The sequence below is a fragment of the Lysinibacillus sp. NPDC093712 genome, assembly GCF_050280025.1.
Taxonomy (GTDB): Bacteria; Bacillota; Bacilli; order Bacillales_A; family Planococcaceae; genus Lysinibacillus.
Genome location: NZ_JBNNUU010000001.1, coordinates 423,460 through 449,931, shown reverse-complemented (window position 1 = coordinate 449,931; position 26,472 = coordinate 423,460). Strand labels below are relative to the sequence as shown.

Annotated in this window: 41 protein-coding genes; 3 read left to right on the top strand and 38 right to left on the bottom strand. The window is 38.1% G+C overall.

The window, feature by feature from the left end:
* Nucleotides 1-5 precede the first annotated feature (5 nt).
* The 13 genes from ACQKNX_RS02300 to ACQKNX_RS02240 all read right to left on the bottom strand — a co-directional run bounded on the left by ACQKNX_RS02300 (nucleotide 6) and on the right by ACQKNX_RS02240 (nucleotide 11,837).
* Nucleotides 6-671: a DUF4355 domain-containing protein gene (locus ACQKNX_RS02300; protein ID WP_427427386.1), complete on the bottom strand. Its 666-nt coding sequence runs from the start codon at nucleotides 669-671 to the stop codon at nucleotides 6-8.
* Between the two features lie 104 nt (nucleotides 672-775).
* Nucleotides 776-976 (bottom strand): hypothetical protein, encoded by a 201-nt coding sequence (locus tag ACQKNX_RS02295; RefSeq protein ID WP_427427385.1) that lies wholly within the window; start codon nucleotides 974-976, stop codon nucleotides 776-778.
* A gap of 41 nt (nucleotides 977-1,017) precedes the next feature.
* A complete protein-coding gene (locus ACQKNX_RS02290) occupies nucleotides 1,018-1,143 on the bottom strand; it encodes a hypothetical protein (protein WP_427427384.1) in 126 nt (41 codons plus the stop codon).
* A gap of 2 nt (nucleotides 1,144-1,145) precedes the next feature.
* The gene (locus ACQKNX_RS02285; RefSeq protein ID WP_427427383.1) at nucleotides 1,146-1,376 is read right to left on the bottom strand and encodes a hypothetical protein; all 231 of its coding nucleotides are present in this window, start codon (nucleotides 1,374-1,376) and stop codon (nucleotides 1,146-1,148) included.
* Between the two features lie 39 nt (nucleotides 1,377-1,415).
* A complete protein-coding gene (locus ACQKNX_RS02280) occupies nucleotides 1,416-1,997 on the bottom strand; it encodes a hypothetical protein (protein ID WP_427427382.1) in 582 nt (193 codons plus the stop codon).
* 3 nt (nucleotides 1,998-2,000) lie between these two features.
* Nucleotides 2,001-3,023: a phage minor head protein gene (locus ACQKNX_RS02275; RefSeq protein WP_427427381.1), complete on the bottom strand. Its 1,023-nt coding sequence runs from the start codon at nucleotides 3,021-3,023 to the stop codon at nucleotides 2,001-2,003.
* Entirely contained in the window at nucleotides 3,020-4,429 is a 1,410-nt protein-coding gene (locus tag ACQKNX_RS02270; protein WP_427427380.1) for a phage portal protein, read from the bottom strand. The genes ACQKNX_RS02275 and ACQKNX_RS02270 overlap by 4 nt, the downstream gene beginning before the upstream one ends.
* A gap of 12 nt (nucleotides 4,430-4,441) precedes the next feature.
* Nucleotides 4,442-5,737: a PBSX family phage terminase large subunit gene (locus tag ACQKNX_RS02265; protein WP_427427379.1), complete on the bottom strand. Its 1,296-nt coding sequence runs from the start codon at nucleotides 5,735-5,737 to the stop codon at nucleotides 4,442-4,444.
* Between the two features lie 212 nt (nucleotides 5,738-5,949).
* On the bottom strand, nucleotides 5,950-6,687 hold the full coding sequence (gene terS, locus ACQKNX_RS02260) for a phage terminase small subunit (RefSeq protein ID WP_427427378.1): 738 nt from the start codon (nucleotides 6,685-6,687) through the stop codon (nucleotides 5,950-5,952).
* A 171-nt stretch (nucleotides 6,688-6,858) separates the two neighbouring features.
* Nucleotides 6,859-7,290, bottom strand: a complete 432-nt coding sequence (locus ACQKNX_RS02255; RefSeq protein ID WP_427427377.1) for a sigma factor-like helix-turn-helix DNA-binding protein — start codon at nucleotides 7,288-7,290, stop codon at nucleotides 6,859-6,861.
* Between the two features lie 34 nt (nucleotides 7,291-7,324).
* On the bottom strand, nucleotides 7,325-8,692 hold the full coding sequence (locus ACQKNX_RS02250) for a DEAD/DEAH box helicase (RefSeq protein WP_427427376.1): 1,368 nt from the start codon (nucleotides 8,690-8,692) through the stop codon (nucleotides 7,325-7,327).
* Nucleotides 8,689-8,973, bottom strand: a complete 285-nt coding sequence (locus ACQKNX_RS02245) for a VRR-NUC domain-containing protein (protein WP_427427375.1) — start codon at nucleotides 8,971-8,973, stop codon at nucleotides 8,689-8,691. The genes ACQKNX_RS02250 and ACQKNX_RS02245 overlap by 4 nt, the downstream gene beginning before the upstream one ends.
* 359 nt (nucleotides 8,974-9,332) lie before the next feature.
* Nucleotides 9,333-11,837 carry a VapE domain-containing protein gene (locus ACQKNX_RS02240; protein ID WP_427427374.1) on the bottom strand — a complete coding sequence of 835 codons (2,505 nt, stop codon included), beginning with the start codon at nucleotides 11,835-11,837 and terminating at the stop codon, nucleotides 9,333-9,335.
* 114 nt (nucleotides 11,838-11,951) lie between these two features.
* Here ACQKNX_RS02240 and ACQKNX_RS02235 point away from each other — a divergent pair, with 114 nt between their 5' ends.
* Complete coding sequence (locus ACQKNX_RS02235; protein WP_427427373.1) at nucleotides 11,952-12,776, top strand: DUF4393 domain-containing protein; 825 nt, start codon at nucleotides 11,952-11,954, stop codon at nucleotides 12,774-12,776.
* Between the two features lie 21 nt (nucleotides 12,777-12,797).
* Here ACQKNX_RS02235 and ACQKNX_RS02230 read toward each other — a convergent pair whose 3' ends face one another.
* From ACQKNX_RS02230 to ACQKNX_RS02205, 6 genes are read right to left on the bottom strand one after another with little or no spacing between them, the layout of a single operon-like run.
* Nucleotides 12,798-13,007 carry a hypothetical protein gene (locus tag ACQKNX_RS02230; protein ID WP_427427372.1) on the bottom strand — a complete coding sequence of 70 codons (210 nt, stop codon included), beginning with the start codon at nucleotides 13,005-13,007 and terminating at the stop codon, nucleotides 12,798-12,800.
* Nucleotides 12,988-13,437, bottom strand: a complete 450-nt coding sequence (locus ACQKNX_RS02225; RefSeq protein ID WP_427427371.1) for a hypothetical protein — start codon at nucleotides 13,435-13,437, stop codon at nucleotides 12,988-12,990. Before ACQKNX_RS02225 ends, ACQKNX_RS02230 begins: the two co-directional genes overlap by 20 nt.
* A gap of 1 nt (nucleotide 13,438) precedes the next feature.
* A complete protein-coding gene (locus ACQKNX_RS02220) occupies nucleotides 13,439-13,801 on the bottom strand; it encodes a hypothetical protein (RefSeq protein ID WP_427427370.1) in 363 nt (120 codons plus the stop codon).
* Between the two features lie 51 nt (nucleotides 13,802-13,852).
* A complete protein-coding gene (locus tag ACQKNX_RS02215; protein WP_427427369.1) occupies nucleotides 13,853-14,911 on the bottom strand; it encodes a dUTP diphosphatase in 1,059 nt (352 codons plus the stop codon).
* Entirely contained in the window at nucleotides 14,908-15,441 is a 534-nt protein-coding gene (locus tag ACQKNX_RS02210; protein ID WP_427427368.1) for a hypothetical protein, read from the bottom strand. Before ACQKNX_RS02210 ends, ACQKNX_RS02215 begins: the two co-directional genes overlap by 4 nt.
* A 15-nt stretch (nucleotides 15,442-15,456) precedes the next feature.
* Nucleotides 15,457-15,654 carry a hypothetical protein gene (locus tag ACQKNX_RS02205; RefSeq protein WP_427427367.1) on the bottom strand — a complete coding sequence of 66 codons (198 nt, stop codon included), beginning with the start codon at nucleotides 15,652-15,654 and terminating at the stop codon, nucleotides 15,457-15,459.
* A gap of 78 nt (nucleotides 15,655-15,732) precedes the next feature.
* On the opposite strand from ACQKNX_RS02205, the gene ACQKNX_RS02200 reads away from it, so the two are divergent.
* Nucleotides 15,733-16,335 carry a hypothetical protein gene (locus tag ACQKNX_RS02200; RefSeq protein ID WP_427427366.1) on the top strand — a complete coding sequence of 201 codons (603 nt, stop codon included), beginning with the start codon at nucleotides 15,733-15,735 and terminating at the stop codon, nucleotides 16,333-16,335.
* Nucleotides 16,336-16,453: 118 nt separating this feature from the next.
* Nucleotides 16,454-16,681 carry a hypothetical protein gene (locus ACQKNX_RS02195; RefSeq protein WP_427427365.1) on the top strand — a complete coding sequence of 76 codons (228 nt, stop codon included), beginning with the start codon at nucleotides 16,454-16,456 and terminating at the stop codon, nucleotides 16,679-16,681.
* Nucleotides 16,682-16,721: 40 nt separating this feature from the next.
* On the opposite strand, the gene ACQKNX_RS02190 is transcribed toward ACQKNX_RS02195, so the two are convergent.
* The 19 genes from ACQKNX_RS02190 to ACQKNX_RS02100 form a co-directional block, all read right to left on the bottom strand.
* The gene (locus ACQKNX_RS02190; RefSeq protein WP_427428252.1) at nucleotides 16,722-17,105 is read right to left on the bottom strand and encodes a DUF3797 domain-containing protein; all 384 of its coding nucleotides are present in this window, start codon (nucleotides 17,103-17,105) and stop codon (nucleotides 16,722-16,724) included.
* A gap of 37 nt (nucleotides 17,106-17,142) precedes the next feature.
* Entirely contained in the window at nucleotides 17,143-17,742 is a 600-nt protein-coding gene (locus tag ACQKNX_RS02185; RefSeq protein WP_427427364.1) for a hypothetical protein, read from the bottom strand.
* On the bottom strand, nucleotides 17,724-18,245 hold the full coding sequence (locus ACQKNX_RS02180; protein ID WP_427427363.1) for a hypothetical protein: 522 nt from the start codon (nucleotides 18,243-18,245) through the stop codon (nucleotides 17,724-17,726). The genes ACQKNX_RS02185 and ACQKNX_RS02180 overlap by 19 nt, the downstream gene beginning before the upstream one ends.
* Nucleotides 18,235-18,507, bottom strand: coding sequence for a hypothetical protein (locus ACQKNX_RS02175; protein ID WP_427427362.1), 273 nt, complete (start codon nucleotides 18,505-18,507; stop codon nucleotides 18,235-18,237). The genes ACQKNX_RS02180 and ACQKNX_RS02175 overlap by 11 nt, the downstream gene beginning before the upstream one ends.
* Nucleotides 18,508-18,520: 13 nt before the next feature.
* Entirely contained in the window at nucleotides 18,521-20,554 is a 2,034-nt protein-coding gene (locus ACQKNX_RS02170; RefSeq protein WP_427427361.1) for a DNA polymerase, read from the bottom strand.
* The gene (locus tag ACQKNX_RS02165) at nucleotides 20,544-20,822 is read right to left on the bottom strand and encodes a hypothetical protein (protein WP_427427360.1); all 279 of its coding nucleotides are present in this window, start codon (nucleotides 20,820-20,822) and stop codon (nucleotides 20,544-20,546) included. Before ACQKNX_RS02165 ends, ACQKNX_RS02170 begins: the two co-directional genes overlap by 11 nt.
* Nucleotides 20,815-21,219, bottom strand: a complete 405-nt coding sequence (locus ACQKNX_RS02160; RefSeq protein WP_427427359.1) for a hypothetical protein — start codon at nucleotides 21,217-21,219, stop codon at nucleotides 20,815-20,817. The genes ACQKNX_RS02165 and ACQKNX_RS02160 overlap by 8 nt, the downstream gene beginning before the upstream one ends.
* Nucleotides 21,206-21,484, bottom strand: coding sequence for a hypothetical protein (locus tag ACQKNX_RS02155; protein WP_427427358.1), 279 nt, complete (start codon nucleotides 21,482-21,484; stop codon nucleotides 21,206-21,208). The genes ACQKNX_RS02160 and ACQKNX_RS02155 overlap by 14 nt, the downstream gene beginning before the upstream one ends.
* Nucleotides 21,465-21,677 carry a hypothetical protein gene (locus ACQKNX_RS02150; protein ID WP_427427357.1) on the bottom strand — a complete coding sequence of 71 codons (213 nt, stop codon included), beginning with the start codon at nucleotides 21,675-21,677 and terminating at the stop codon, nucleotides 21,465-21,467. The genes ACQKNX_RS02155 and ACQKNX_RS02150 overlap by 20 nt, the downstream gene beginning before the upstream one ends.
* A 44-nt stretch (nucleotides 21,678-21,721) precedes the next feature.
* Nucleotides 21,722-21,898 (bottom strand): hypothetical protein, encoded by a 177-nt coding sequence (locus ACQKNX_RS02145; protein WP_427427356.1) that lies wholly within the window; start codon nucleotides 21,896-21,898, stop codon nucleotides 21,722-21,724.
* A 139-nt stretch (nucleotides 21,899-22,037) separates the two neighbouring features.
* Nucleotides 22,038-22,607 (bottom strand): DUF2815 family protein, encoded by a 570-nt coding sequence (locus ACQKNX_RS02140; protein ID WP_427427355.1) that lies wholly within the window; start codon nucleotides 22,605-22,607, stop codon nucleotides 22,038-22,040.
* 34 nt (nucleotides 22,608-22,641) lie between these two features.
* Nucleotides 22,642-22,872 (bottom strand): hypothetical protein, encoded by a 231-nt coding sequence (locus ACQKNX_RS02135; protein ID WP_427427354.1) that lies wholly within the window; start codon nucleotides 22,870-22,872, stop codon nucleotides 22,642-22,644.
* Between the two features lie 14 nt (nucleotides 22,873-22,886).
* Nucleotides 22,887-23,132, bottom strand: coding sequence for a LexA family protein (locus ACQKNX_RS02130; RefSeq protein WP_427427353.1), 246 nt, complete (start codon nucleotides 23,130-23,132; stop codon nucleotides 22,887-22,889).
* 39 nt (nucleotides 23,133-23,171) lie between these two features.
* Complete coding sequence (locus ACQKNX_RS02125; protein WP_427427352.1) at nucleotides 23,172-24,422, bottom strand: DUF2800 domain-containing protein; 1,251 nt, start codon at nucleotides 24,420-24,422, stop codon at nucleotides 23,172-23,174.
* Nucleotides 24,422-25,015, bottom strand: coding sequence for a hypothetical protein (locus tag ACQKNX_RS02120; RefSeq protein ID WP_427427351.1), 594 nt, complete (start codon nucleotides 25,013-25,015; stop codon nucleotides 24,422-24,424). The genes ACQKNX_RS02125 and ACQKNX_RS02120 overlap by 1 nt, the downstream gene beginning before the upstream one ends.
* Before the next feature lie 40 nt (nucleotides 25,016-25,055).
* The gene (locus tag ACQKNX_RS02115; RefSeq protein ID WP_427427350.1) at nucleotides 25,056-25,253 is read right to left on the bottom strand and encodes a YqaI family protein; all 198 of its coding nucleotides are present in this window, start codon (nucleotides 25,251-25,253) and stop codon (nucleotides 25,056-25,058) included.
* A gap of 8 nt (nucleotides 25,254-25,261) precedes the next feature.
* Complete coding sequence (locus ACQKNX_RS02110; protein ID WP_427427349.1) at nucleotides 25,262-25,675, bottom strand: hypothetical protein; 414 nt, start codon at nucleotides 25,673-25,675, stop codon at nucleotides 25,262-25,264.
* 22 nt (nucleotides 25,676-25,697) lie between these two features.
* Nucleotides 25,698-25,853, bottom strand: coding sequence for a DUF6906 family protein (locus tag ACQKNX_RS02105; RefSeq protein ID WP_427427348.1), 156 nt, complete (start codon nucleotides 25,851-25,853; stop codon nucleotides 25,698-25,700).
* Nucleotides 25,850-26,122 (bottom strand): AbrB/MazE/SpoVT family DNA-binding domain-containing protein, encoded by a 273-nt coding sequence (locus tag ACQKNX_RS02100; protein WP_427427347.1) that lies wholly within the window; start codon nucleotides 26,120-26,122, stop codon nucleotides 25,850-25,852. Before ACQKNX_RS02100 ends, ACQKNX_RS02105 begins: the two co-directional genes overlap by 4 nt.
* Nucleotides 26,123-26,472 lie beyond the last annotated feature (350 nt).

Genomic DNA, 26,472 nt, shown 5'->3' with positions numbered 1-26,472 from the left:
CGGAATCATAATAAATTGTTTTTTACGATTTCATCCCAGTTAGCATTGATTTCATCAGGTGTCATTTTAAGAACTGCCTCTTTTGTCAATGTCGTTGGGTTGCCACCTTTTGGTGGGGGTGGCGTTCCACCGTCTTTAAATCGTTTGTCCACTTCTGCTTGAACAGCAGCATTAAATTCAGCTTCTAATACTCCTAAATTAGCAGTTGTCTTTTCTGCATCTTCTCCGACAAAGAATTCTACTAATTTACTTGGTAGACTCTTTTCTGTTGCAGTTGATAACGCATGATTCACTAACTTTTCACGAGTAGCATCTTTTTGTGACTGCTCAAATTGTGCCTTTAAATCGCGTAACTGCTTTGCTTCCTCCGTTTCCGGCGGATAACGCTTTGAAATTTCTTCTTCTAATTTCTTTGGAAGAGTTTTAGTTTCATACGTTTTAATTGCATCCGTTACACGAGTATCAGCAAAAGACTGTAGGTAGCTTTTACCTTCAGCATTTTCGTTTAAGAAAGCTTGAACCGATTCAAGTGTCAATGTAGCCCCTTGACCGTTTCCTGGTGGTGCTGGCTCCGGTGTAGGTTCAGGCGTTGGCTCTGGATTTGGATCTCCTGCAAACATTTGAATATCTAAAGGTAAAAAGGTTTTTAAATTGAATATATTTTGATTCATAATTTCCTCCTTGCCCAATTTAGTTATTCTGTAGAATCCCTAAACTGTTCAAAAGTGTATTTGTTCTCGTTCTTTATAGCGTCTGCGAGAGGAAAGACAAAACTTTATATAAAAGTTGGATTTTTATATGCTTCTGCCGTTTCACTATCCACTTGTAGGAAGTGACTTAGGTTTTCGTTATTAAAAGATGCGACTAGCAATTCTTTATTATAGAAATCAACAAAGTCTTCATGTCTGCAAACGTCAGTTACATTATCTACAAGAATACCTATCTCATTTTTAAGACTTACTATAAATTTTGCCAACTCTATACCTTCTCTCAATATTTTTCTAGCTTACGTGCTAGTCACGAGATACGTTGATTCTCATTTGGATCACCTTGTCTTTCAGCGTTATCAGCTTCTTGCTTTAATCGCTCAATTACCTCAGGAGATAAGATTCCTTCAAGTTCATCAAAAGGGAAGTCTTTCATAATCACACCTTCTTTCGTCTTGGTCGCATAAATGCTTTTACGTACCAATGAGAGTCTGCTACAGCACTTTTAGGCACATCTGCAAGAACTAGTTCAGGTACTGTAAACATTTCTAGGTTAAAAGCTACAGACGGAATTGAACAACCCTGCCCAGCTCTAATAATTCCTTTAGACATGAGCACAAGAAAACCTACAATACAAATTAAAATTAATAAACCAACGAATATTAGCATGTTATTCACCACCTTTTAGGCATATAAAAAGCCACTTATTCAGTGACTACATTTAATATTATAAATTTGTGCTAATGACAACTTTTCTTTTTCTCTGTACAATTGGCAATACTCATCAAACTTTTCATCAGTTAAAGAATTAAGAGCTAATACCTCGATTAGACATTTTGGGCCAAGACTGTTTAACTCCTTTAGTAAACCAATATCAATGTTACGTTTAGCTAATTTAGCAATTTCAGTGTTCCATTGATTTATTTGTTCAACTAGGCTATTTTCATTATTTTCTGGTGTACTAAAGTGATATTCTCCATCTGTACAAGGGACTTGAAATATTGCTGTTGCTTTCTCCAAGATTTCACACAATGCTAAGTCCGTTTCCTGTCGGCTATTTGCATTGAAAATTATTTCAAGATTCAATGTAGAATAACCATCATAGTTAACTTCTGACTTATTACTTTTCAGACCAATCCATTTCACATGTTTTAAATCAGAAAAATCATGTTTATTATGAATTTCTTTAACTGTAAGTGCCTTAGTTAACTCTGCAATTTCGTTAACATCACCTTCGAATGTTTCATATAGTTCAACTGCACCAACCTTACTGGACTTTGAATATTCCATTTTCTACACCTCTCCGCTAAATTTTTTCTTCCACTCTTCATAACTCATAAACGGCACTGTAACGCTTGGTGGCTTAACTTCTTTGTATGCTTTGTTAAAAGCTTGCTTGTAAGTAAGACCTAAATCCTCCATATAAGCATCAATACGAACAGCCAATTTCTTTTGGTATGCGTCATCCATATAGTCTTTACCACGTCTGTATTCAGGAAGCTTACCGTTTACCATGTAGATCGTATGACATCGACATTGAATATCCATTGAAGCAACGCCCCATAGCCTTGGAGCTTTTGATTTCAATGCACCATAGTGATAATAGCCGTCTTTATCAGCCTTTTGCCCATCTAGCTTTCTATGTGACTTTCTAACTCTTGTATCGAGTGAAGACATCCACACTTTTGTTAACCGAGCTGTATTACTAGCCTGTTCTTCTACAGCTAAATCTGCTTGTGACCTTACTCGCCCTCCTTCTGTACGAGCAACAAGGATAGCTTTCTTTTTAGCCCAACCCATAATAGCCTGTTCTAATCGAAATGCCATTTCAGTGTAACTTTCTCCAGCTTGTAAGCTTTGTGCTATCTCAATGTTTAAACGTCTGATAATGTCGTTCCTTTGCGTTTCAAATACCTTAGGTAACGTTAAAAATTCAATTGGATTGACTATAGCACTTTCAATCATTTCAACTGTAGGTATCTTAAAGCCCATTTCTTCGCTGGTCGACTGCTCTAGCAGGTATGCCATCATTAGGTATTTCTCAATGTAAAGACGCTCCTCAGACTCTCGTATAATTTTGATAACAGCTTTGTAATCAGCATTGAGCTGTTCAGCCATTAGCTTCATTTCCTGGTTGAATCGATTGTATTTGTTAACGTCAGTCCATGAGGCTTCACCATTTCTGCCAAACTTACGATGCATCTGAAGCATCTGGTCAAGAATAGCTTTTAAGCGCTTATTAAAGACAACTTCAATGTCTTTCTCAGACTTTTTCTCCAACTCATCTAGGATTTTATTAATCTCTTGTTGGTTCATTGCTTTTCAACTTCTTCAGCTTCATCATCCAAGTCCTCTAAACCCTCACCATACAACTTAGCATCCTTTTCCATCTCTTCTAGCTCATAGTCCACATCATCAACTATAGACATCTTAGAAAGGCGTGTACGCTCTGATACTAAACCTTTTAGAGCTTGTGAAGCCTGAGCCTCTGATAATAAATCAATTGGAATGTTTCGCTTGTACTCAAACCAAAGTTTTAAGTAATCGTCCTTTGAACAGATACCCTTCTTAGCCCAAGCGCTGCATAACACTTTGAATTGATAGCGTAAAGCAGTGGTAAACTTACGCTCCATCGTTTTGCATTTGTTCTCGAGTGCCATAAGCTTGAACTTCATAGCTACTCCACTTGCATTGCCGGCAAATGATTCATCGCTAAAGTTCACACTTTTAGCTAAACGCATGATGTTTTCTTCTAAGCGGTCAAGGTGATTCTCAATCATCTGGTCATTAACTTCTTTGGTTAGATATTTGATGTCATCATCTTCACCCATCAACTCGAAAATGCCAGTGCGTGCAACCTTCTGTGCATCCTCTTCATCCATTCCCATGCCTTTAAGCACCAGGTACGCTAAACGCCACTGTTCAATCTCATTAGATGCATCGGATAGTGTACGGTCGTAAGCATCAATCAAGTTGTACACTTTGTCAGCATCACCTTGAAGCTCCTCATTGTTAGGAACCCCAAATAGAGGGCAATAGTTGAATAAATGCTTGCGCTCGTCTTTTAGAACGAATGGCGAATCCTTATCTGTACGAGAATAGCGCTTTTCAGTTGTAGCATCATAAAACACCAGCTGCTCGACTTCTACTTTCTCACCTTCTGCATCTAGTACAGCGCTTTTGAAATATCGCATAGCGTATTTAGGTTCACTCACATCTGCTTTTTCTGAAAGAATGATTGTTTCCCATGGATCGATGACCATCGCACGTTCATTCCCGTCAGTGTCAATGTAAAGTAAACGAGCAGAATAGCCACAGATAGCTGTTTTCTTACCAGATTCACTGTCCATGTCATCAATAGAATTTCGTAAATTAAAAAGCTCAATTGCCTCAGATAACTTAATAAGGCTTTGAGCTTGTTTGTCTACCACATATGAAATTGGATTACCGAACATATAGCCAACCTTTGTGTCTACAATTTCAGCATCAAGAGGGTTGTTTAAAGTATTGTTCACCTTATCATCCACTCGTTGCACATGCGCATTACCTTGGGCATAGTCTGCTGGTTTACGTGTTAAAATCGGCACTGCTGATACCTCAGCCTTATAGCGATTGTAGTTAAGTAAACGTTTATTACGTTCTGTTTGCGTTTCTTTTACTAACTTGTCGAGTAGTAGAGGCGTAATGCCCTTTTCATCGATGTATTGAATATATTCGTTCATGCTTACGCCTCCTTATTTTGAATTGGCACCTTTCACACTTGCCACCTCGTAGTCATCTAAGCCGTACCACATTGCTGAAAATGTATGGGGATCAATATTGAATTCATCCTCAATGATTTCATCAGTTTTAGGGTCTTTCTTGAATGTTAGCTCCTTCAATTCACGTATCGTATTAACGCAAGCATCAGAACAGATGATGCGCTTAAAACGTTTCATCTTCTTTGTATTCTCAACTCGTGTGAGCTTTTTACAGGAATACATACGGAAGCCACGCTGTTTAAAATAAGCAATTGTTTTCGGCTCAGCGTTATCAGCTTTAATAATTGATTTCTTAAGCCCTAACTCCTCAAGCTCATCTGCTGTTTTGTCGTCCGTCATGCCTCGCTTATAGTATTCCTCGTAGATATACAACCACTTTTTTTCATGGTCAACCACCATACGCAAAACTGCATTGTATGAATCAACAAAACCGAAGTCCATGCCGTTTTTACGTATCGGTTTACGAATAGATGCTATTTCAGCCATCACCTGGTCATGATGCTTTATTTCAAATTGTGGTAGTACTAACTTTCCGTTCACACCAAATCTCCCTTTGCGTGCAATTCTGTGTAAATCTGGATCATATGATTTCATCTCGTCCAGCTGGTCAATATAACTTTCAGGTAGAAAAAGATTATCGTCAGCAGTTGAGTGATGATAGTAGATGTCTGTTGGAATATCCGAACTTTGCTTTTTTGGAATCACTATGGTCTTCTGCGTATAAAGCTCTTCATCATCCAGCACATGATAATCTTCAATTTCGTTCTTGAAGAAATGTTTGTACACCCAATTCCCTTTTGACACAGGGTTGGTTGAAAGAATCATGTACAATGGCAAACTTGGATGTCGTAATCGCCCTAGTAGCTCTTTAAATCCTGTGTACTTGATTTCACTGCACTCTTCTAACCAAACGAGTGAAATGTTGTTTATCGATTTCAACTTCTCCGGCTTATCCATACCTCGAAAGATAATCTTTGAGCCATTAGGAAATTTGATTTGCATTGGTGAACTACCGATTTTCACTTTGCTTGCTAGCTGTAGATCCTCAATAATTTCGCTAAACAAAGAAAACGTACTATCACGGTGCGTGTCGTAAACTTCACGAACAACCAGGATAGTACGTTTCTCTTCTAAAGCTTTTAGCGTAATCTTTAAAGCTGCATGATAGGACTTTGAAGAACCATAACCGCCAACTAAGAGCTGAAACTTTTGGTTCCAGTCAAAAAGAAAATCTTCAAAATGCGGGTTTACCTCTTTTACTGTAGTCAATCGTCTCAACTCCTTATACATTTCTTGAATTTAGTATTCGTTTTAGGTTTACATAATTTTGGTTTTCGGAAGTTAATAATTTCTCAAACACTATTGTATCAACGTTTCTAAAACACCGATTATTATTGATTATGCAAGTTTTTATACATTATTGATTTACCAGGCTTTAAGCAACCTAAGTATTTTTATTTCCCACGATTTCTTGCATAAATTTAGTCGCGTTTTTTGCCTACAATTTTAATTTCAATCGGGCCTGTTTGTTCATCTTTACCAAGCTTATCGATTTCCACTTTCGTCTTATCAATGGATAGCTGCATCTGCTCTAACTTCAATCGTCTTTCATCGGCTTCATCAGCCAGCTTAATAAAATGGTTGATTGAAGTACGCAATTCACTAATTGCCCTTGATTGAGCTGTAAGGAGTTGCGCTTGTCGTTCCCAAGCAAACTGGAACTCATATTCAGTTTCTTGAGATGGATTTTTACCACCTTGCAACTTCTCACGTTTCAGCTCTTTAATCATTTCGTCTTTTGATTCAACATGCATGATTTTCTGCGCTCGTAAGATTGCAGCGTATTGAATTGTGATTTGATCCCACATTAAGTCAGCAGCAGACTTCGCATTCATTGCTTCGATAATCTCCTGTGTTTCGTCAGGAAGGTACTTTGCGAACAGTCCATGCGTCTTACCATAGTCGTTGTGCTTCGGAAATCGATGACTTGGGTTCGGGTTACCTGAACGCTTTCTAGGTGGTTTAGATGTAGCATCTTTTTTGGATGGTTGCATCTTTTTATTTTTGGATGCATCTTTTTGGGTTGCAACCTTCTTCCACCCTTCTCGGCTTTTCCTGCTTTTCAACGTTCCCTCTTTTACACCATGTTTTTCTGCTAGCTCAATTAATGTAATCTTTGATGTTTCCCATTCGTTTCGAATATCGTTCCAGTTTGTCATGTCATAAACAACTCACTTCCGTTCCTGATTAGGATTTTTTATGTACTCGGATTAACTAAAAAACCACCCACGCTTTATGCGTGAATGGCTTATTTGTAGGGCTTTCATCATTTTCATCGATATTTTACCCCTTCACTATATATGTTGGCTCGTATGGGTTTCGTACGGGTGTTATGCTTCAAGCTGAATATTTACAGCAATATTTTTGATTTTCTTTTCTGCATTGTCCAGATGTTCTTGAACTGTGCTTTTAGCAATCCCTAACTCATCAGCTATCTCTTGCATGCTTCTCATGTGAGCTGTATGCAGTAAAAAACATGTTAGCTGTCGTTCAGTTAGGTGTTGAATTACTTGCATTACTGCTCGTTTACGATTATCACTGATGATCCTATCAGCTGTAGGCGTTATATCAAGACAAGGGAATATTTCTAAGTCTAGTAATGCTCTTCGGGAATATGCTGACTTTGATTCTACAGCTCGGCTATATGCATCTGGCTGTTCTCCTGTTTTCATCCACCGTATCGCATAATCCATATCAGCTATGATTTGATTGGCTATTTCAATCTTCAAAGGGCCGTCCATCTTTGCCTTATCTCGCTCCATAGATTTCTTAGCCTTTTTGTATTCTAAGATTAAATCAATCAATACCCAACACCTCGCTCATGCGGGCTTTAACGGCATCCATCAACGCTTCCTGTTGTTGCTCTTTACCTTGCAACACACTCATTACGCGCTCGTCTATGCTGTCTTTCAACACCAGGTGATGGATTACGACAGTTTCCTTTTGCCCTTGTCGGTGAAGTCTTGCATTAGCTTGCATGTAAAGCTCTAACGACCAACTCAGGCCATACCATACAATCGTGTGTCCACCATCCTGCATGTTCAGTCCGTGGCCTGCGCTTGCTGGATGTGCTAAAAGTAATTCAATTTCTCCGTTGTTCCACTTCTCGATTGTATTAGAGTCTTCTAGTTCTTTTGCTTGTTTAAACTTCTTCTTGATACGTTCTACATCATGTTTGTAGTTATAAAAAACTAAAACAGCCTTACCTTGTGATCCCTCAACAATCTCTTCTAAGGCATCCAACTTTACGCTATGAATGATTTGCACACCATCGTTATCGTTGTATGCTGCCCCACTAGATAGCTGTAAGAGCTTATTACTCAAAACAGCTGCTGTTGTCGCCACAATATCACCATCTGCAAATTGCAATAACGAATCCTTTTCCAGCTGATTGTACAGTTCTCTCTCTTTTGGCGCTAAGTCTAGTTCAACGATATTCATTACGGCTGCAGGTAAATCCTTCAGGTAATCTTTCGCTTTCATGGACAAACATACGTCTTCAATCTTTTCGTAAATTTGCTGCTCTGCACCTTCTCGTAATTCTGTGTGATAGATGCGGTATGGATCCTGAATAAAATACTTACGCTTGTACGCTGTAAATGATTTTTCTAATCGCTCACCTGTGTCAATTAAGTAAATCTGTGACCACAAATCAATCAAACTGTTTGGTGCTGGCGTTCCAGTTAACCCTACTACTCGTTTCGTCCGAGTTCTCACTTTACGAAGTGCTTTAAATCGCTTAGAACTTGGATTCTTAAAACTTGATAATTCATCAATGACCATCATGTCAAACGGCCAAGTCTTTCCGTTCTCGTAGTACGTTACAAGCCATTCAACATTTTCACGGTTAATCACGTAAATGTCAGCCTGTTTTTGAAGGGCTTTTCGTCTTTGTTGTTCTGGGCCTAGAACCTTGCTTATTTTTAAATGTCTCAGGTGCTCCCATTTGGCAACCTCTCGTGACCATGTATCTTCTGCCACACGTTTAGGTGCAATCACTAACACCTTTTCGACTTCAAAGTAATCATTTTTTAATTCATCAACTGCCGTTAGTGTCGACACAGTTTTACCTAGCCCCATGTCTAGTAATAAGGCGTAGGCTTCGTTTTCAATAATTCGCTCAATCGCAACCTTTTGGTATGCGTGGGGGATGAAGTTTGTCATAGTTCAACCCTCAATTCTGCTATTAGTTTATCAACCAACGGTTTAGAATTCAAACAAAAAACTCTACACTTTAATTCTTTTAGTGTTTCTATCGTTTTTACTTGAATCGGTGAAAGCTTACCTGTTTCATTTTTTAACTCTACAAAAATGACTTGTCCATTTGGAAGAATGATTAGCCGATCAGGTACACCTCTATTTCCCGGGCTTACAAACTTATAACAAAGCCCTCCTAATTTTTCTATTTCTCGTTTCAAATAATTTTCAATTTGCGATTCTCTCATGTCTGTTTTTAACCTCCGATGTGAAAGGTAAACAAGGCAACAAACATACACACACGTATAGAGTATTATTGATTTAGGCGTATTAGGTATATGTATAATCCATATATTACCTATACTATATACCTAATTAATATAAATACACTCTATAGATATTATTTGTTTACTTTGTTTACTTATATAAAGAAATGTAATAACCGCAAGGGTTCAAGACGGCAACAGACACGTAAAATATTCGTTTACCCTTGTTGCCTTTGTTTACCCACTTTATTACGCTAGTGCATTAACATTCGTTGCCGTTTTACGACTTTGTTGCCGTTAATTTTAAGGTTTGTTTACCCTACATTTTGTAAGAGTTGTTACTAATCAACACGTATAAATGCCCTTTGTGTGCCGTACTCCCCACCGAATTTTAGGGTAGATTTGTGAGGTTTCCATCCTGGTAAAGTAGCTAAAATCGAATTTATTTCCCGACTTTCATGCATCGGAAACGAACCTCTATCCTTCCCTAAACACTCGCACCAAATTTCTAATGCACATACTTTTTCTCGTAATCTTACATCAGGTTTTTGCTTTTCAAGTGCTTCATTATTTTCAAGAAGCTCCTCTTCTTCCTCTGTAAATTCATCAGAAAAATCGTTTTCTCGCATAGCTAATTTGCGGTCGTTAATCGACTTTTTATACCAATCTGATGTAATCGGTTTTTCCAAGAAGCTAAGAATTTGTCCGGCATATGTCGACTCTACTGTATGGGCTAACTGCATATTAAGTGCCTCGGCCGCCATCGCCTCATCCAAGTATAAAGGTGAACCACTTCTATACAGATGCACTGCTTCTGCCCATAACTGATCGATTTCTAAGCTCCCTTTTTCAGAATCAAGCTCTTTCCATTTACGCTTACTATTTGCTTGCACTTCCACTGGTAGAAACCGACGGTTTCCTGTTCGGTCACGAAGAAACTCGTGTTCATTAGTTGTACCAATAAAGATGCACTGGCGTGGAAATTCTTCTGGACGTTTACCATAAGCAACACGATAACGGTCAACCTGTTTCGATAAGAATTGTTTAATCGTTTCCACTTCACTTTTCTTTGTTGCCGCAAGCTCACCCATTTCCATAATCCACACGCCATGCAAGCTTTCATAGGCTTCTTTTCCATGAATCGATGTTAAGCTGTCACTAAACCATTCACGTCCTAACATATTAAACAGCATTGATTTACCAAGCCCTTGTGGACCGACAAGTGTTAACATGAAATCGTATTTGCAACCAGGTTCGTAGATGCGTGCAACTGCTGCAACCAATGTCATGCGAGTCACTGTTCGAACATACTCCGAATCACTAGCCCCTAAGTAATCTATTAACAACTTATCAACACGATTTATTCCATCCCACTCTAAGCTATTCAGGTAATCACGCACAGGATGGAACGTATTTGCACGTTGCACACCACCTAATGCATCTGCAACCTTAGAGCTACCTGTAATCGACCAAACCATATCTAAATAGTTGCGTAAGTCCTCATCATCACCGTTGGACCAGCCAACACCCTTTTCTTTCTTACGCCAAGGTAAGTCTCTTAGTACTTCAGGCTGTCTACTAAACTCATTGAAGGCGAAACATCCTTTAAGATGCGGATCATTTTCTAAAATCAACTTTAGATTCTTTGCCGTAACTTCAAGCTCACCAGCTTTATTAATATCGAATTTCGCCTTCCACATCCCATCATCTTGTGGCTTTTCAGTGCTATCTGATTCTGTATCATCTTCAATGTCGAAGTCCTCAGCAGCACTTTTTATTCGTTCATCTGCGAGCATCATTTTCACTTTATCAAGAGAACGAACTTTATCGTTCATTGCCTTTGCTGATGGTAACCGATTGACTGGCGTGCCTTCTTTTGCATCCTCATCTAAATCATTGAATAGATGCAACCGGACTAAATCATAAGCGTTTACCAGCTGTTCACTTACTGGGTCAGTACCGTGATGGCTGTAAGCGAACACATCATCATAGAGTACTAGACCACCTGTTGTGGAACCACCGTTAAACGTGTAGCGACCATCACCTGCATCAGAGTAAACATCTGATAAAAACGTTTCAATTACTTCAGTGATTGTGTACGTACGACAGAAGGCACCAACCATACCAGGTTTCGTTAATGGGTCGCCTTGCTTGTCAGCCATTTTCTTTCGGCTTTCGCGTTGCCGACTGGATTCAGGCCATTCTGCTGGATCTCGCCAATCGTTGTACATCTTTAATATCTCGGCTGGGTCTAACCACTTCGCATCCTGGTAATCGAATACGTATTCACCGTCATTCGCTGTAGATGGCCAGTACATTAAACGATGCGGTTGATAGGTTGTATCATCGAAATAATCAATACCAAAAATATCAGCAAGCTTCTTTGCAACAGCTACATATTCCTCTGCTGACACAGGTCGAGACAAAGGAATGATTAAACGTATACGCGGCTTATTAGGTGTATGCTTGTGTGTGCTATAAATGGCACAAGCATTATCAAAGAACGCTGTTACCCCGTCCCAGAAATCGCCTTGGATGAAGTCAGCATCTAATGTAATCAGTTGTCGCCAGGCTACGCTATCAGCCTTTCTTCGACCACCTTTTAAGCTACCGCCTACAAAGCCTCCTACGTCTTTAATGGAACCTTGCTCGTCTTTTGAGAGCTTCATATACTCTCCAAGTGATTCTTTTGTACGTACAGTTGTAGACAGCTTTTTCAGGAAGTCACTGTACGACATGTCAGTGTTCTTCCATGCTGTTGATCTACGGGATGTTGCTGTTGCAATCGTCAGCATGCCATCATGCTGTATTGCAATCTTTTTTGGTTTATCTGCTGACTGCTGCATGTGTTTCAATCCTTTCTTTTGAGATTATTAGCTTTCTATCTATTTAATTATTTACATTCCCTTTTTTACCAAAATTCGCTATAATATTACTAAAATAGCGAGGTGTTTTTTTTTATGTCAGAAGAAAATAGTTTTTTTAAAGATATTTCACAATCAATTAAAGTTCCGGCAGATGTTACTAAAGCTGTACTTCTACCTCCGGCACAACAGATTGGTAAAGGTTTGGAGGACATTTTCTATCTTGTTTTCGCCCCTCTTGCAAAGAAGAGGGCGAGAGCAGAGCAAAATATTGAGGACTTCAAGAGAGAAATAGCTGTAGAAGTAGCTAAGATCGATAATGATGATATTGTTGAGCCCAAATTAGCTGTAGTAGGACCTGCATTAGAATCCTCAAAGTATTACATTGAGGAGGAAACTATTAGAGTGATGTTTGCTAAACTTATTGCTGCATCAGTAAATAAGGAATACGCAAATAGTACAGTTCCAGCTTTTGTAGAAATAATTAAGCAATTATCTTCTTTTGATGCTCAAATATTCAATACTCTTTTCAAGGAGCAGATTAGGGATAAAAGTACATCCCCCAAAATAGGTGCTGGGCGAATTAGAGTTCAAAACAAAACAGGTGGTAAGAATATCGTAGAAACTTTTTATCCTTTCCCTGAATTAAACATAAAAAATTTAAATCAATATTCTGCTTCATTGGATAATTTAGTAAGATTAGGGCTTATTAAGCTTACTCATGGAGTTGCTTATACAAATAAAGAGTGCTATGAAAAATTATATAATCATAATTTATTAAATGAACTCAAGAAAAAACAAGACTTGAAAAATATTGAAAGAATTAAAAAAGGGTTACGACCATCTGAAATAATATTTGTCGAATCTATATGGAAAGTAACTACTTTTGGTATGGAATTTGGTAAATGCTGTTTAAAATAATAGCTAGCCTATTTACCCAAATTAAATAATTTTATCCTTTATGCTCGTACGGCTATACATTTGTGCATATTTCAAAGCTGTACGAGCAGACAAGGCTTCAGCTTTCCAGTGTGTGACTTGTTTAGTCATTTGCTCATTTACCACTTCCAGAGCGTCAATGTACTCTTGTTCATACACCATATCTCCGTTTTCACGGCGTTCGATTACAGCTTCAGCTTGTTTTAAATCCATTTGATTCACTCTCCTCTAATGACTTTTTCAAGGCCATCAAATACACCATACTATCAGCATGTTCCTCTAACGCATGTTGGCACCATTCCACTTGTGTTAGGTTATCTGCACGAACTGACTCACCGTACTTGCGTATACCTTTGTTTGTTTGATTCGCAAACAGTTGCTGGATATCTACCAAAATACTATTTGACTGTTGAGCTTCATAGGCTTCTATCCTTACTTCACAAATAGAATTTGATATTTTCAAAGAAGTAATTTCACCTTCCAGCTCACATATTTTGTACTCCTGTTTAAGTAGCAAATCCTTATACTCTGCAATGGCTTCTTGTTCAGACGTTTCTTCTGGTGTTATCCTACGGTTAATTGATTGTGTAGTTCTTTTTACGTCTAACTTTTTAGCTAGCCAAGTTTTTGTATGCTTGAACAATTCATTCACTCTCCAATACCATTTTTAAAATCAGTTGATAATCAGCTTCACTCAAAATAGATTTAGCTGCATCGTGGAACTTAAAGTGAAATGCATCTTCACGTTTCTCACGTTCTTTCTTACGTTCAAAGCTCATAAACCTTTGCAGTTCAGTAATTCGAACATTTTTATATTTAAGTTCATTGCGAACCTTAGCACGATCAGTTTGTAAAGCCTTGTACTCTTTGTATATTTCATCTTTGAAAAGAGCCTCGCTATCAGATAAAAGCTGACGATATTCTCGAAGTTGTTCATCCATCTGCACAAGCTTTTCGCGAAGCCCTTTCACTTCTATTAGCAGGTTGTCATATTCTTTTTGGTGCATGTTTTCAACCCCTATTATAAACCAACGGTTTATATTTTTCGCATAATAAAACTAGTAATCATTGTTTTGTCTATCAATGTTCTCCTGATGCTTTTTAGCGTAAGCTGCTTCGACTTCTAACCAAGTGAAGCCTAACATCTCAACTAAACCAGCGAACAGGTTGAATGCTATTGCATAAGTAACTGAACTTTCTTCATTGGTTACAATCGTTTGCATAAGTGCAATATACTGTCCTGTAATTGATTTTTTCTTCAATGCTTTAATAGTTGTAACGTACCAGCCAAGTGCAATGCCGCGTGCTAAAATTAAATGTAGGACATCTACTGTTTCTTCTAACAAATTTTCACGATTGACTTTCTTGTTCTGCTTCCAATACTTGAAGGCTTGCCACTCATTAGCTGATTCTGCTAATTCAACTAAGATTGAGAGCTGTTGTTCCTCTAAATAATCCTGGGTATTTAACCCATGCTTTTCAGCGATAAAGTTTTCAAGCTCTGCCTGTTTTGCATATAACACTTGCAGACGATTACCCCATAGCTGTTCATTTAATGCTGTATTCTCCGTTTTTAGAGATTCAATAAAAGTCAATGCTTCTTTAAATTGCGATTTTAGATCGCCTAATTCTTTTTCAAGGATAGCAACACGGTTTGTATCAATTTCAGGAGTCTTAATGCTTTTTTCCCTTAACGTTGGTGTAGTTTCGGCTTTGTCTTCTGATTGAGCTTGTCTACCATACGTGCCAATAAGTCCGTTATCCTGTTTAAATTTATAAAACTTATTGTTATCCAGCCCAACTTTTTCACGAATAGCTTTATCAATTAATCCCTGGGCTTTGAAATCATGATACATTTCCACTGTAATTGCTTGTGTCATTTTCACACCTTCACTTTCAAGTTTTTTCACTAGTACTGGTTGATGCGTGACCATAGTTCTTATGACTGCTTTTGCAGGTTGTGTGTTAGTACGTAGCGCTCTTATGGCTATTATGTTTTCATCCAGTTGTTGGCCGATTTCGCGGTAAGGAGTAATACCTGGATATTTGGATTCTGTTAGCATATCTATCTGCCGAAGCAATGATATACGTTGCTTTATAAAATATTCATGGTTCATGGGTTCAATCCTTTCTGCCGCGTTCTTTTTTGAGCTGGTACAGTAATAGCATCTTCAACAGACCACCCACGTTTTACCCTATTAATTATGGTAACGTAACTAAGGCCATTACTTAGTGCAGTGCAGATTTGTTCATTAGTAAATCGCCTATTCTGCAAAGGCTTTGTTGCTGCTGTCTGTGGACTCATCCCTGTTTTCATACGAGCACTAAATAATGCTCTACTAACGCCATGGGTTTGTGCTGTTTGCTTCCACTCATGCCAAGCAAGTCCTACAACTGATTTCGCTCTTTGTTTCACTGGTTCTATGATTGAATCATCGATTTCTTTAATCTGGTTAGCTTTCCGATACTGCCTAGTTACAGTAATGTACTTCTTCCCAATATTCGTTATTTTGCTGAAGATCGGACACCCTTCACAAGCAGTAACATCTTGGCCTTTGTTTGGACACTTGTCACAATGTTTCTCAGTTAATTTCCGTTCTTGTAACCCTAACTTTTTACGTTTGGCTTTTGCTTCGTTCCGATCCATTTAACTCCCTTCTTTCTAGCTGTAGATTTTCATATCCTCTAGCTCATCGTGTATAGCTTTAAGACGGTTTTTACTGCGAATGATTTCAGCGCTGTTATTATCTTTCATAGCTTGTGACAAACTAGCAAGTTCGTAATCTTGTTCAAGTGCTAACATGTGGCGGTACTGACGTTCAATATCCACTTTGCGGATGATTCTTATAATCTGTTTCATAAACCTGGCCCCTTTTCTGTTAAATACTACCTCTTTCATATATAATCATTTAATGATTATGAATTGGAGGTAACACATTTGAATGATTATTTAGTCCAAACAAAATACGCAGCAAGTAGTTTAATAGATTTAATACGAACAGAAGAGATTGCATTACAGGATTTATTTTCTACTTTGAATTCTTTAAAAGGACATCATCAGTTTTTGTATGCAGATTTTAGAAGAAAAGATTTTGACCCGGATGATCATTTTAATGAACATCAAGTTATGCATGCTTTCGCACTTCAAGCAAAGGTTAGAGATCAAATTGATCGGGTTGAAACTAAAATTAATAATTTGAAAATATCCATTTCATCTAAAGAAGAATCAATAAAGGCTCTATCTGGTGCGCTTTTACAAATAGCAAAACAAGGTATTAGCATCGTCCATGGAAATCTAGATAACTGCTCTTCAGGTAGAATCATAAGTAATGAGCCTGTTAAAAATATTATTTGGCAGGGAAGAAATCAGTCTTTACATTACGAAGAAGGTATTTACAGAGCACCCATTGTCAACTGTTTTAATAATTTAGGCATACAACTACATGCTATAAACTTAGCAAAAGAAGTAATAGATTTATTAAACTGGACTACATATGATAACTACCAAAATGATCTAATTACACTATTAGGCTATTTTTGAGCTCCATCTTTTTGGTGGAGCTACTTTCCTTTAATCCTCATATTTTGCAGTAAATCCAGTTACTCATTACGCCAATAATTCATGTTAAAATGAAATTATCTAGATAGGAGGATTTTTTATGAAAAAAATTTCAATGCTATTATTTATTTCTGGATTATTCGTTACATTCTTAGGTCTTTTCCCTTTTATCTTTGCTTATCCATTCAGTGATAGTCCTAATTCAGGTCCTTCAAATTTGTGGGAGCTTATCCTTATGATTTCTTACGAAGGAAAGGGATGGTATTTAATTTTAGGGATTGTGTTGCTATCAGGATCACTTATCACAAAAAGAAGAGCACATGTTTAATTAACTATTCAAAAGCTCACTCTTACTGCACAATTTCTATCTAGTAAGCACTTGCTGCTGGTACTTCCAATGCCCATTTCCGACCTTCTTGGCTATTAAGCCATTCCTCAATTTTTGAATTATGATCTATTCTCTTTACACCCGATTTTTCTTTAAGTTCCAGTAAAGGTAAATACTTATGCCCATAACCATGTATGCGAACCTCATAAACGCCTCCAACTAATTTTCCACTTCTACGTTTTGTAAGAGTTGCTATATGTTTAATTCTTTGATCTACAGTTACAGACCAACCACATTTACAACTACGTGTGAATATTTCATCACCAATTATTAAAGCTCCTTGTGATGGTTCTCCCCCTACTTTATCGTTACCGCATGCTGGACACTTTGAATACTTTTTCGTTAATTCCATTGCGTCTCTCATGTTCAATTATTCTTCATCCTCTCTGTACAATATTTATCTAATAAGACCTACAAGGCATCACAACTACACGTACTAATTCATCATCAGAACTGAAGTAACAAGGTCGCATACTGCTTGAAAACTGCATCTTACATGTTTGTATGCCTAAATCCTTTAGCAACTTAAAAGCTTTCGTTAATAGCGAAACGTCAAAGCGAATATCTACATCATTCTGTTTTGGTTTCTTATCCATCAAATTGTAGGTACTAATAAACTCGATACCTTGATAGAATATTTTGTATTGATCGCTCTCAGTTTCAAATCGAAAAGCACCTAACGGTGACACACCTTCAACCTTTTTCACTGCCTCCAATCCTTGTGTTAAAAGCAGCATTTCCTTCAAATCTAACAGAAGCGTTTCTGTTATCTCATATCCAAAGAACTTAGAATAATTAAACACTGGCACTTTTGAAGGCTTACCGTCTAAAGCAATCGTGCGATTTGGATTATCAGGACATACGTCCTTTGCTAGCACCCCGATTATTGAATCAGTCATAAACAGATTTCCGTCCACATCAATGTGCACAACATGAGCAGATTCTTTTAGATGATCTAAATTCGTGAAGTGCTTTGCATGTTTCATGAGTGTATCGAACATTCTTTGACCTCTCCTTTTTCGAATAATGGGAGCTCAACGGCATCAGATATGACAACCATAAGATAAACTTTGAAACTACCTTTTGAACCCGTGCGTGTATTGATATAAGCGATTTGTAGCCCATCTTGGTACTGTGTGAATTCAATTGACCAATACTTGCCTGTTAACTTCTTAATCATTTCATCAACAATTTTGGAGTTAACAACGGCACCAGTTTTCAAGCGTACAGGCTTCATTTTGTTAAGGCTTTTGTATTCAGTAATCTTAGATTTACGAACGCTAATTTTGGATTTCAAATCCTCAATGCTAGCCTTTATTGAAAAAATACTTGCATCGGCTTTGTCGTGTAATTTGCTATTCATAATATCTTTACGACCGATTTCACGCTTTTGCTGCTGTGCCTCTTTTAACTCTAATTGTTTTTCATCAACAGCTTTCTTATAGACCCCAATTTCAAATTCACAGCGTTTTACTTCTTGTGCAATCCACTCGTTAAACTTCATAAGCTTCACCTGCTATCGCTAGTAGGTCTTTTAATTGACCAGATAAAACAAGAAAGTTGTAACGATCACCTTCATCGATTGCTTTATCAATAGCAAATTCAAGGTTTGCAATTTCAGCACCTAAAACTGCATCTCTCATATCTTCACTAGAAGCGTATAGACACTCACGGTTATAGGCATTCACCAAGTCTTCAACTTTGTAATTTTCTGTTATATAAGAATTTCTGCAATTTACTCCATCAAGCCCGTAGTCAAATGACATAATTCTTTCCCTCCTAATCTTTTTTATAAAATGGTGTTTCAAAGCCATCAGCTTCTAAAGGTAACCCCTCTGCCCAGCTGATAGATCGGCCCATGATTTCTTCAATGATTGCAATTGTATCAACGTCGGATTCCATCACAGCTTCATCATGGATGTGCATAACGATTGGATAACCTTCTTTATCAAGTCGCAACATGGACATTGCTAAGCAGTCGCGAGCAATTGCTTGAACTGCGTTCTCGGTTAATTTCCCACCATAAGTAGAAGTTTCACACCAAGCTTTTGATGTACCATCAACACCCCAAAAGACAATTTCTTGTTTACCTTCAAACTTCTGATGATCTTGTAATCTCGCTTTGTAATAGCAGAGTCTACGGCCACTTGGTAACTGCATCATGAGTGAACCGTGAAGCATAAAGAATTTCATACCCTTATTAAATGAAATGACCTCACTAGGATTCTCGATAGCTCTAATTGCAGCAGCTTCAATATCCCACCACAATGTTTTAATTTTTGGATTGGCTTTTCTCCATGCATCAACCAGTGGTTTAAGTTCTAATTGTGCGATACCCATTTCAAGTGCACCCATTGAGATAAGTGCATTTTCCCCGCCTTGATAACCAAGCGCTAGTTCAGCAACTTTACCTTTTTGGCGCAACGGTGAACCTTTATCAATCGTTTCAATCGGTACTTTAAACATCTGTGCTGCTGATGCTTCATAAATCTTGCCGTGCGTATTAAACACTTCTAATCGCCATTTCTCTCCTGCAAGCCAAGCAATTACTCGGGCTTCAATTGCACTAAAATCACTCACTGCAAATGTCTTTTCGTCAACAGGTATGAAAGCAGTTCGAATAAGTTGCGATAAAACAAAAGGTACTTGGTCATATAACAGTTCTAGTGTTAATAAATCAGAATTTTCAACTATTTCCCGAGCAATATTTATATCAGAAATCTTGTTTTGTGGAAGGTTTTGCACCTGTACCAACCTTCCTGCCCATCTGCCTGTTCGAGAAGCACCGTAAAACTGAAGTAAACCTCTTACTCGTCCATCTGCACAAACTGCAGCTTTCATTGTTACAAACTTCGCTGTACTTGTTTTAGACAGCTCCTGCCGGATTTCAAGCATTGTTTTGATGTCACCATCAGTCTTTTGAATGTAAGTTTTCACAGTATCTTTTGTGAGATTTGGAAGCTCTAAGCCTTGTTCTTTGAACCATTCCATGAGCTGTTTAGGGCTGTTGGGATTTTCTAACCATGTGATTTTCTTGCCCCATTCCATTAACTTAGCTTTGTAAGTTTCATCAATTGCTAGTGCACCGTCAACCACCGACATATCTAGTAGTACGCCTCTGTCGTTGATTTCTTGGTCCAGGTGATACAGTGCCATTTCAAACTTGTCCGATTTACTACCAAGATTGAGGTACGGATCCACTGCATAACCGACTGCCTTTTCTGTTTCAACGTCTTGTCGGCAATACTCAACAAAAGCATTCCACTTTTCCAAGTCATCTTCAGGCATATTACGAGTCCGTTTGTCATTCTTGGTCGGCTTTCGTGGTTTACTGAAAAAGTTAATCAGATGTGTACCTGCACTATCTTTTTGTTCATCTAGCTCTAATGCGAGAGCTGCACCTTTTAATGTTGCTGGTAGTCCTGCTTTCATGGCATCGACCATTGTACAGCGCCACTGTTTAGGATTTAGGTAGTTCAAAGAGTAATCTTTGTTTAAAAGTGATAATGCATCAGGAAAATTACGTTTCAAATATTCACCTAATGCAATACGCTCGAACTGTGCATTGAACGCTTTCTTTAAAATCTTTGGATTCGTTAAAGCGAATAAAATATCCTCTGGAATTTTTTCACCATTAGCAAGCTCAATAGTTTTTGTTGGTCGTCCATCCACTGAATAAGCAAAGATGAGTATGTCAAAGTCAGGAGCTTCGCAGTACTTGTAGACACCAACTCTTTTAAGGTCATAGCTTGAATAGGTTTCAATGTCGATATTGAGAGTTCTGATTGCTGTCTCCTCCTTTCTATTCATCATCCTCAACACCAGTAAGCCATATTGCTAAATCTGTATGTTTTTCTTCATAATTTTCAAATTCAGTCCATCTGTAATAACCTTCTGTAGTACGTACTTCAATACGTAAACCACTATCTATAATAATTTCTGCATCTTCTAAGTCGTATACTCTTCCAAAAGCACCATTACAGTAGAAATTTTTAAGCTTTTGACCAACATACGAACGAGCATCCTCAAGTACTTTAACTCTGGCTTCTAACGCTTCAATCTTCTTAAGTAACTCATCCATCTAATTCACCACCTAGAAATTTTTTTAGTTTGGACAGGTTCATTTTATCAACTAATTCATGAGCTTTTTTGCGAGCTATCTTTGTATCACTTTGTCGTTGCACAGATGCTTCAAAAGCTTCTTTTGAGAGCCATAAACGGTAAGGTGTTCCCCATCCACTGGGCTTCACTTCATAGGTACGTTGTTTGATACGCTCAGCTAAGTGTTTTCTTTCGAGTATTCCATCTTTGTATTTTTCGATTAAATCTAATCGCATTGCATAAGCACTTGTATTATTCACTTCGATGATTTCATGTTCATCTATTGAACGTTTCTCTTGTCGTAAAAACCTCTCTATAGACTCTATCCAAACATGTTGACCAACTACTAAAGGTTGATATTTCTTAGTTTTTGCCACCGTACATCCCCTCCTCTACAGCTTTCCAGAAGTCTTCTACTTCTGCCCACAACTTGTACTCATATTTACATTTAATTTTCGCCGTATTCGTGAGTGTTCGTTTAAGGAATTTACGCTCATACATCTGATTGATCGGTCTTGCAGAAATGTACAGCTTGTTTACACTAGTAATCAAATATTCAGTGATAAACGGCTTTGATTGCTCTAAGCGATTTCTTACTGAGACCCATACACGTTGACCAACTTCAAACTTTTGTGCTGTCATTATCTTTTGCCTCCTTAGCTTCAATTGCTGCAAGATAGGCTTTGACGTATTCGGCTTCAGTGATTTCTTCTAAGTAGCCAAGTGCACCGAATCTGAAATCTGCATCAGATATGATGTACATCGTATCTAGCCCATTTAAGCGTTCTAATGTTTCGTGCTGTCTTCGCATGATGCCATATGAGAAGTTCGCCATTCGTTCTGTATCAATATTTTGTAGCCCTTCTTTTTCAACTAGTGCTAAGTAAAATGCCTTGATCTGTTGTATTGAGGTGAAACACTGTATTGGTCACACTCAGGTAAATCAAACTCTTTACGGACAGCTTGTGTAATCTCAATTAACTTCTTTTCAGCGTCACGGGCTTTTAAAATGGCTTGGTAATACGCGCTTTCAGGTTTTACACGGTAATGCTTCATTTAATCAGCTCCTAATTAGATTTAAAGGTATTTCCTTCCCTTCGTTACACCTAAAAACTTGTATTTCTTCCTATTAAATAGGTGTTTTAGGTATAAAGAAAAGAAGGCCCAAAAATAGACCTTCCTTATGCAGTTTTAATTAGTCGAGTAAATCTTCATCTTCAGCAAAATCATTGTCCACCTCATCAGCGAAGTCAGATTCAGCAGAAGCACCACCAGCTAAACGTTCACCGTCACGTGTTTTGAATAAGTTTTGAAGTCCAGCAGCAATACCTCGATTCCCGTTAGCATTGAACGGATAGAAATTCACGGACACTTTACCGAAGCAACCACTGTAGAACTCGTCCTCGTCTGTGATCTCAACCACTGCACCAGTTCCTTTTTTCACGATGCCAGGTTTGTTTTTAGATGTTGCGTTGAAGAAGTAATGCCCTGCATACGTTTCATCATCTGGACGTTCTTCATCACCATCACGTAAAGGTGTTTTAAGGTTGCCTGGAATTTTACCGTTCCACTTCGCTTTACCTTCTTGCTTAGCAGCTTCAATTGCTTCATTGATCTTTTTGATTGTATCCGTATCGGATTTAGGGATAAGAACAGCTACTGAATACTTTGGTTCGTTTCCTTCAATTGCTTTTGGTTCCCATACGTTTGCATAGCTCATGCGAGCCTCATTAGTAATTACTTTAGTTCCTTCACGTTTAGCCATTTTAAATTCCTCCAATGTTTGTTGTTTTATTGTTTTATTGTTTTTCACGTAAATCAAATTTAAAGTTTTCATTTAAAAAAGGTTCTAGCTTAACTGTTTGAGCAGTATAAACATCTACTTCAATTACAGATATTAGACGTTGGTCATTACTACTTGAAATTGAGCTAAGTAAATCAAGAGCTGAATGTTTTGAGTCAGCAATATTTGTACGTTCTTCATCGAACATCGCAGCATCATCATTGACAGTAACTAAATAACGTTTCATGTTTCCACCACCTCTCAAGTAGTCATTAATAAAGCTTTTTCGGTTAATCGAATGGTACGAGTTTTCGATTTATCTAACTCGATATATCCTTTTTCAACTAATCCGTTAATGTGTGATTGCACGGTTGATGTTGAAGCGAGGTGGACACCCATAGCAATTTCACGAACTGTAGGTGCGTAAGTATGCTGTTGTTTAAAATCGTGAATAAATTGAATGATTTGTTTCTTACGATCACCTAAGCCTTTTACTGTTGTGTTCATACTGTCACCTCACTTTTTAATCAACCAACGGTTTCGTTTTTAATCAAGTAAATCTTCAGCAAAATCGCTAGCAGCTGATTCAGCTGACTGGATTGCAGGACGTTTATCATCTTCAGTCACAAGAACTGGTTTACCTGGTGGTTTGACGATAACCCCATCTAATATTTCGGCAAATACTTTTTTACCGACTTTCTTTTCAAGATTTGTAATACTTTCTAGCTTACGTGGTGCATATAAATCATCTTCGGTAACGCCACCTTTTTCGAGTAGACGCTTCACAGCTTCAGGTTCATTAGTGATAGCTCGGTTGCTTCGACCTTCTACAAGTTTAAATCCTTCATACGTTGTACCACTTAGTGCTTGATCTAGCGCATAAGCTTTGATATCCTTGCACCATTTCTCGATGTCATCAACTACGAATAAGATTTCAGCTAGTTCTTCAGGTGTAAGTGTTGCTGGTTCTGGTGTGTTTACATCAATTGTGCCGTCATCTGCAAATTCTGCTTTAGCTGTTTCTAGCGCTTCATCAGCTCTCGCTCTACAAGTAGATTTGATTTTACAGAACCTGCAATGTTCACCAGGAACATAATCACCATCACCTGTATCAGCCATTTCAGCTTTCGGCTTTACTTCATCATTAGCCCATTTGTATAAGTCCTCTGCTGACATCTCAAAAGTAGAGATACTGTCTAGCCTTGGCTGTACAATTGTCATGTGTACTTCTTGAATGTCGTACAGTACATCATGAGCTGTAATAGCACCTAATGCATACAACTTCATTTGCGGATTTTCATAGGCATCAACTGCTACACCTTTACCGTATTTCAAGTCAATGATTTCTAGTACACCGTCTCTCACTAAGAGGACATCACCTGTACCAAAGCCATTAGGCACCCATTGACTGAAATCTAAACGCTGTTCAATGAGTACAAGTGCATCAGGTGTTTCAAGGCGAGCAGCATTTACACGTTCCATTACGAAATCGGTATAAACCTCAACCATCTCTTCCATTTCAGGGCCGTAATACTGCTTTTCCTTCTTGAACTTGTTGATGCGCCTAGTTGCTTGTGCCTTAGTGATAACCCCTAGTTCACGGTCTAGTATGATTTCGCTATACTCATGAGCTTGTGTCCCTTCTTCTGCAAATGGGCTTTCAGGTTCTTTAATGCCTTGTGCTTCAAGTTCTTGCATGAAGATTCCTTCTGCACGTGCCGAAGGTGTACACGCTAACCACCGTTTTGAACCGCTAGCGCTAAGTAGCGCATGCGCTCTCTCGCTATGGCCTGTCATTAAGCTTCACCTACTGCTTTTTTAATGGCTGCTAATAAATCTGGATACTTTTCGTTTGGTACATCAGATAGCTTTGGTGCTTCAAAGGATGTAAGAATTGCTTTGAAATCTGCTTGGCGGCCATTCGATGTAAGTTTAGTAGCTTCAGCACGAACCATTTCAATAGTGATTCCGTGGTCTTCTGATTCAGATGTTTGCTCAGCATCTTCTTGAACTTCTTGAGCTTTTGATTTACTCTCAGCTTCTTGCTTTGCTTGCTGTTTAGCCTTCTCTATAAGTGCAGCTTTATCAGCTTGAATTTTGTCGTATTCAGCTTTAGAAATTGGATCAAAGATATCTTTTTCAAGGAAAGTAATATCCTCACCTTTTTTCACTACAATAGCAGCTCCAGAACCTTCATGAACAAAGTATAAAGTTTTTTCTGCTACATCAGATACTTCCTCTTTTTCTTTTGAAGCTTTAGAATTAGTTAGTTTTACAGCATCTGTAACAGATAAGTTTTCAGATGGTGTACTGAGGGCTGAAAGAACAGCACCAAATAAACTAATTAATTGTGAATCTGCTTTAATAACATGAGTAACTTCGATTTTCATTTTTGTTTTCTCTCCTTTTGTGCTACAATAGCACTGATAATCATTGGTGTGATTTGTCATTACCGTTAACTGTTCCAGCAGTTAGCGGTTTTTTGCGTTCATGGACTGTTGCACCTAGCACTTCAATGAAATAGTCTTCCACGGAATCAATATGAACAGCTTTATCGTTTACCACGAAATAAGCATCGCCCTCTTTAATCTCTTTCCCAAACATGTCTTTTGGTGCTGTTGGACTCATCTAATCACCTACTTTCCGAAGATTAATTCAATATCAGATTTTTTTGCTTTACGTGCTTTAAGCTTCAAATCCGTTTCGCTGTAAATAGCTGAGCGAATCATCTCACTAGTGAGACGTTGTTCCTCAACCAGTTCCGCAATACCTTGAGTACTCAAATCCTTTTGAGGAACTTCAAGTTCTTCGGCTAGTTCCTTTTTATTCAGAGTTGATTTTGTGACGTTCCCTACAGTCAGAACATATGGTGTGTTATTCTTGTAAGCTAGTACCTTGCCATTCTTTTGAATGTGGTCAAATAGCTTACCTTCAAGCTTGTCCTGTTGATCTTTCAGATTGGCACGTTGACGTTTGATGTCTTCAATCTGTTGATACAAACCGTTAGCTTCAGACTGTTGGATGTTAGTGTTGATTTGTAAATCACTCATTAGCTTGTCCTCCTATTCAGTTTTATGGTGCTGGTATATCTTTAGGTTGTCCTGTATAGCGATGCACAAGCTTCCACTTCTCTGTTGTGCACTTCGAGATGAGCCAGTTATCACTATTTAGGTTCAACGACTGTAAATGCAAGCGCTGGGCAACTGTGAGACGTTTACCGTTTTTCACTTTTGATGCCCTTTTAATAGTTTGATAGCATCTTCAACTACTCGTTTTTGTTCTTCAGTTGAAAGTTCAGTTAGAAGTTTTTCTAACTCAAGCTGAGTACGAATTTTACCTTCACTTACTGGTTCGTATTTGCGAAGAACGATGTTGTCCCCCTCTGTGAAGATTTCTAGAGAATCCTTCTCTTCGATGCCAAAATTACGACGAAGTTCTTTAGGAATTACTATTCTTCCTAACTCGTCTACTTTTCTAGTTATGCCAGTTGATAGCATTTTACTTCCTCCTTTGTGTTTTCATGTGGCAAGGTATTTCTAGTCCATTTCCTTGCAAGCTGTTGATAGCCTTGCGGTTTCTGTTACCGCTTTGGTATCCCTAAAACTTTAATTGGAAGAAAACCAAAGCGAGAACAGAGTCTCGCACTCTAGCAAAAATGTTTAATACCTTTTAGAAACATTACGGTATGCTCGGTGTTTTGAACGTGTTTGTCTAAGCATCATGGCAACTGCATCGTTTTCTTTTCGGTTATTTATGAGATTACGCATCTCGATAGATACTAAACATACCTCTTTTGCAGTAAGCATTTTTGACATAAATAATGCATATTTTGACATAGCAACACCTT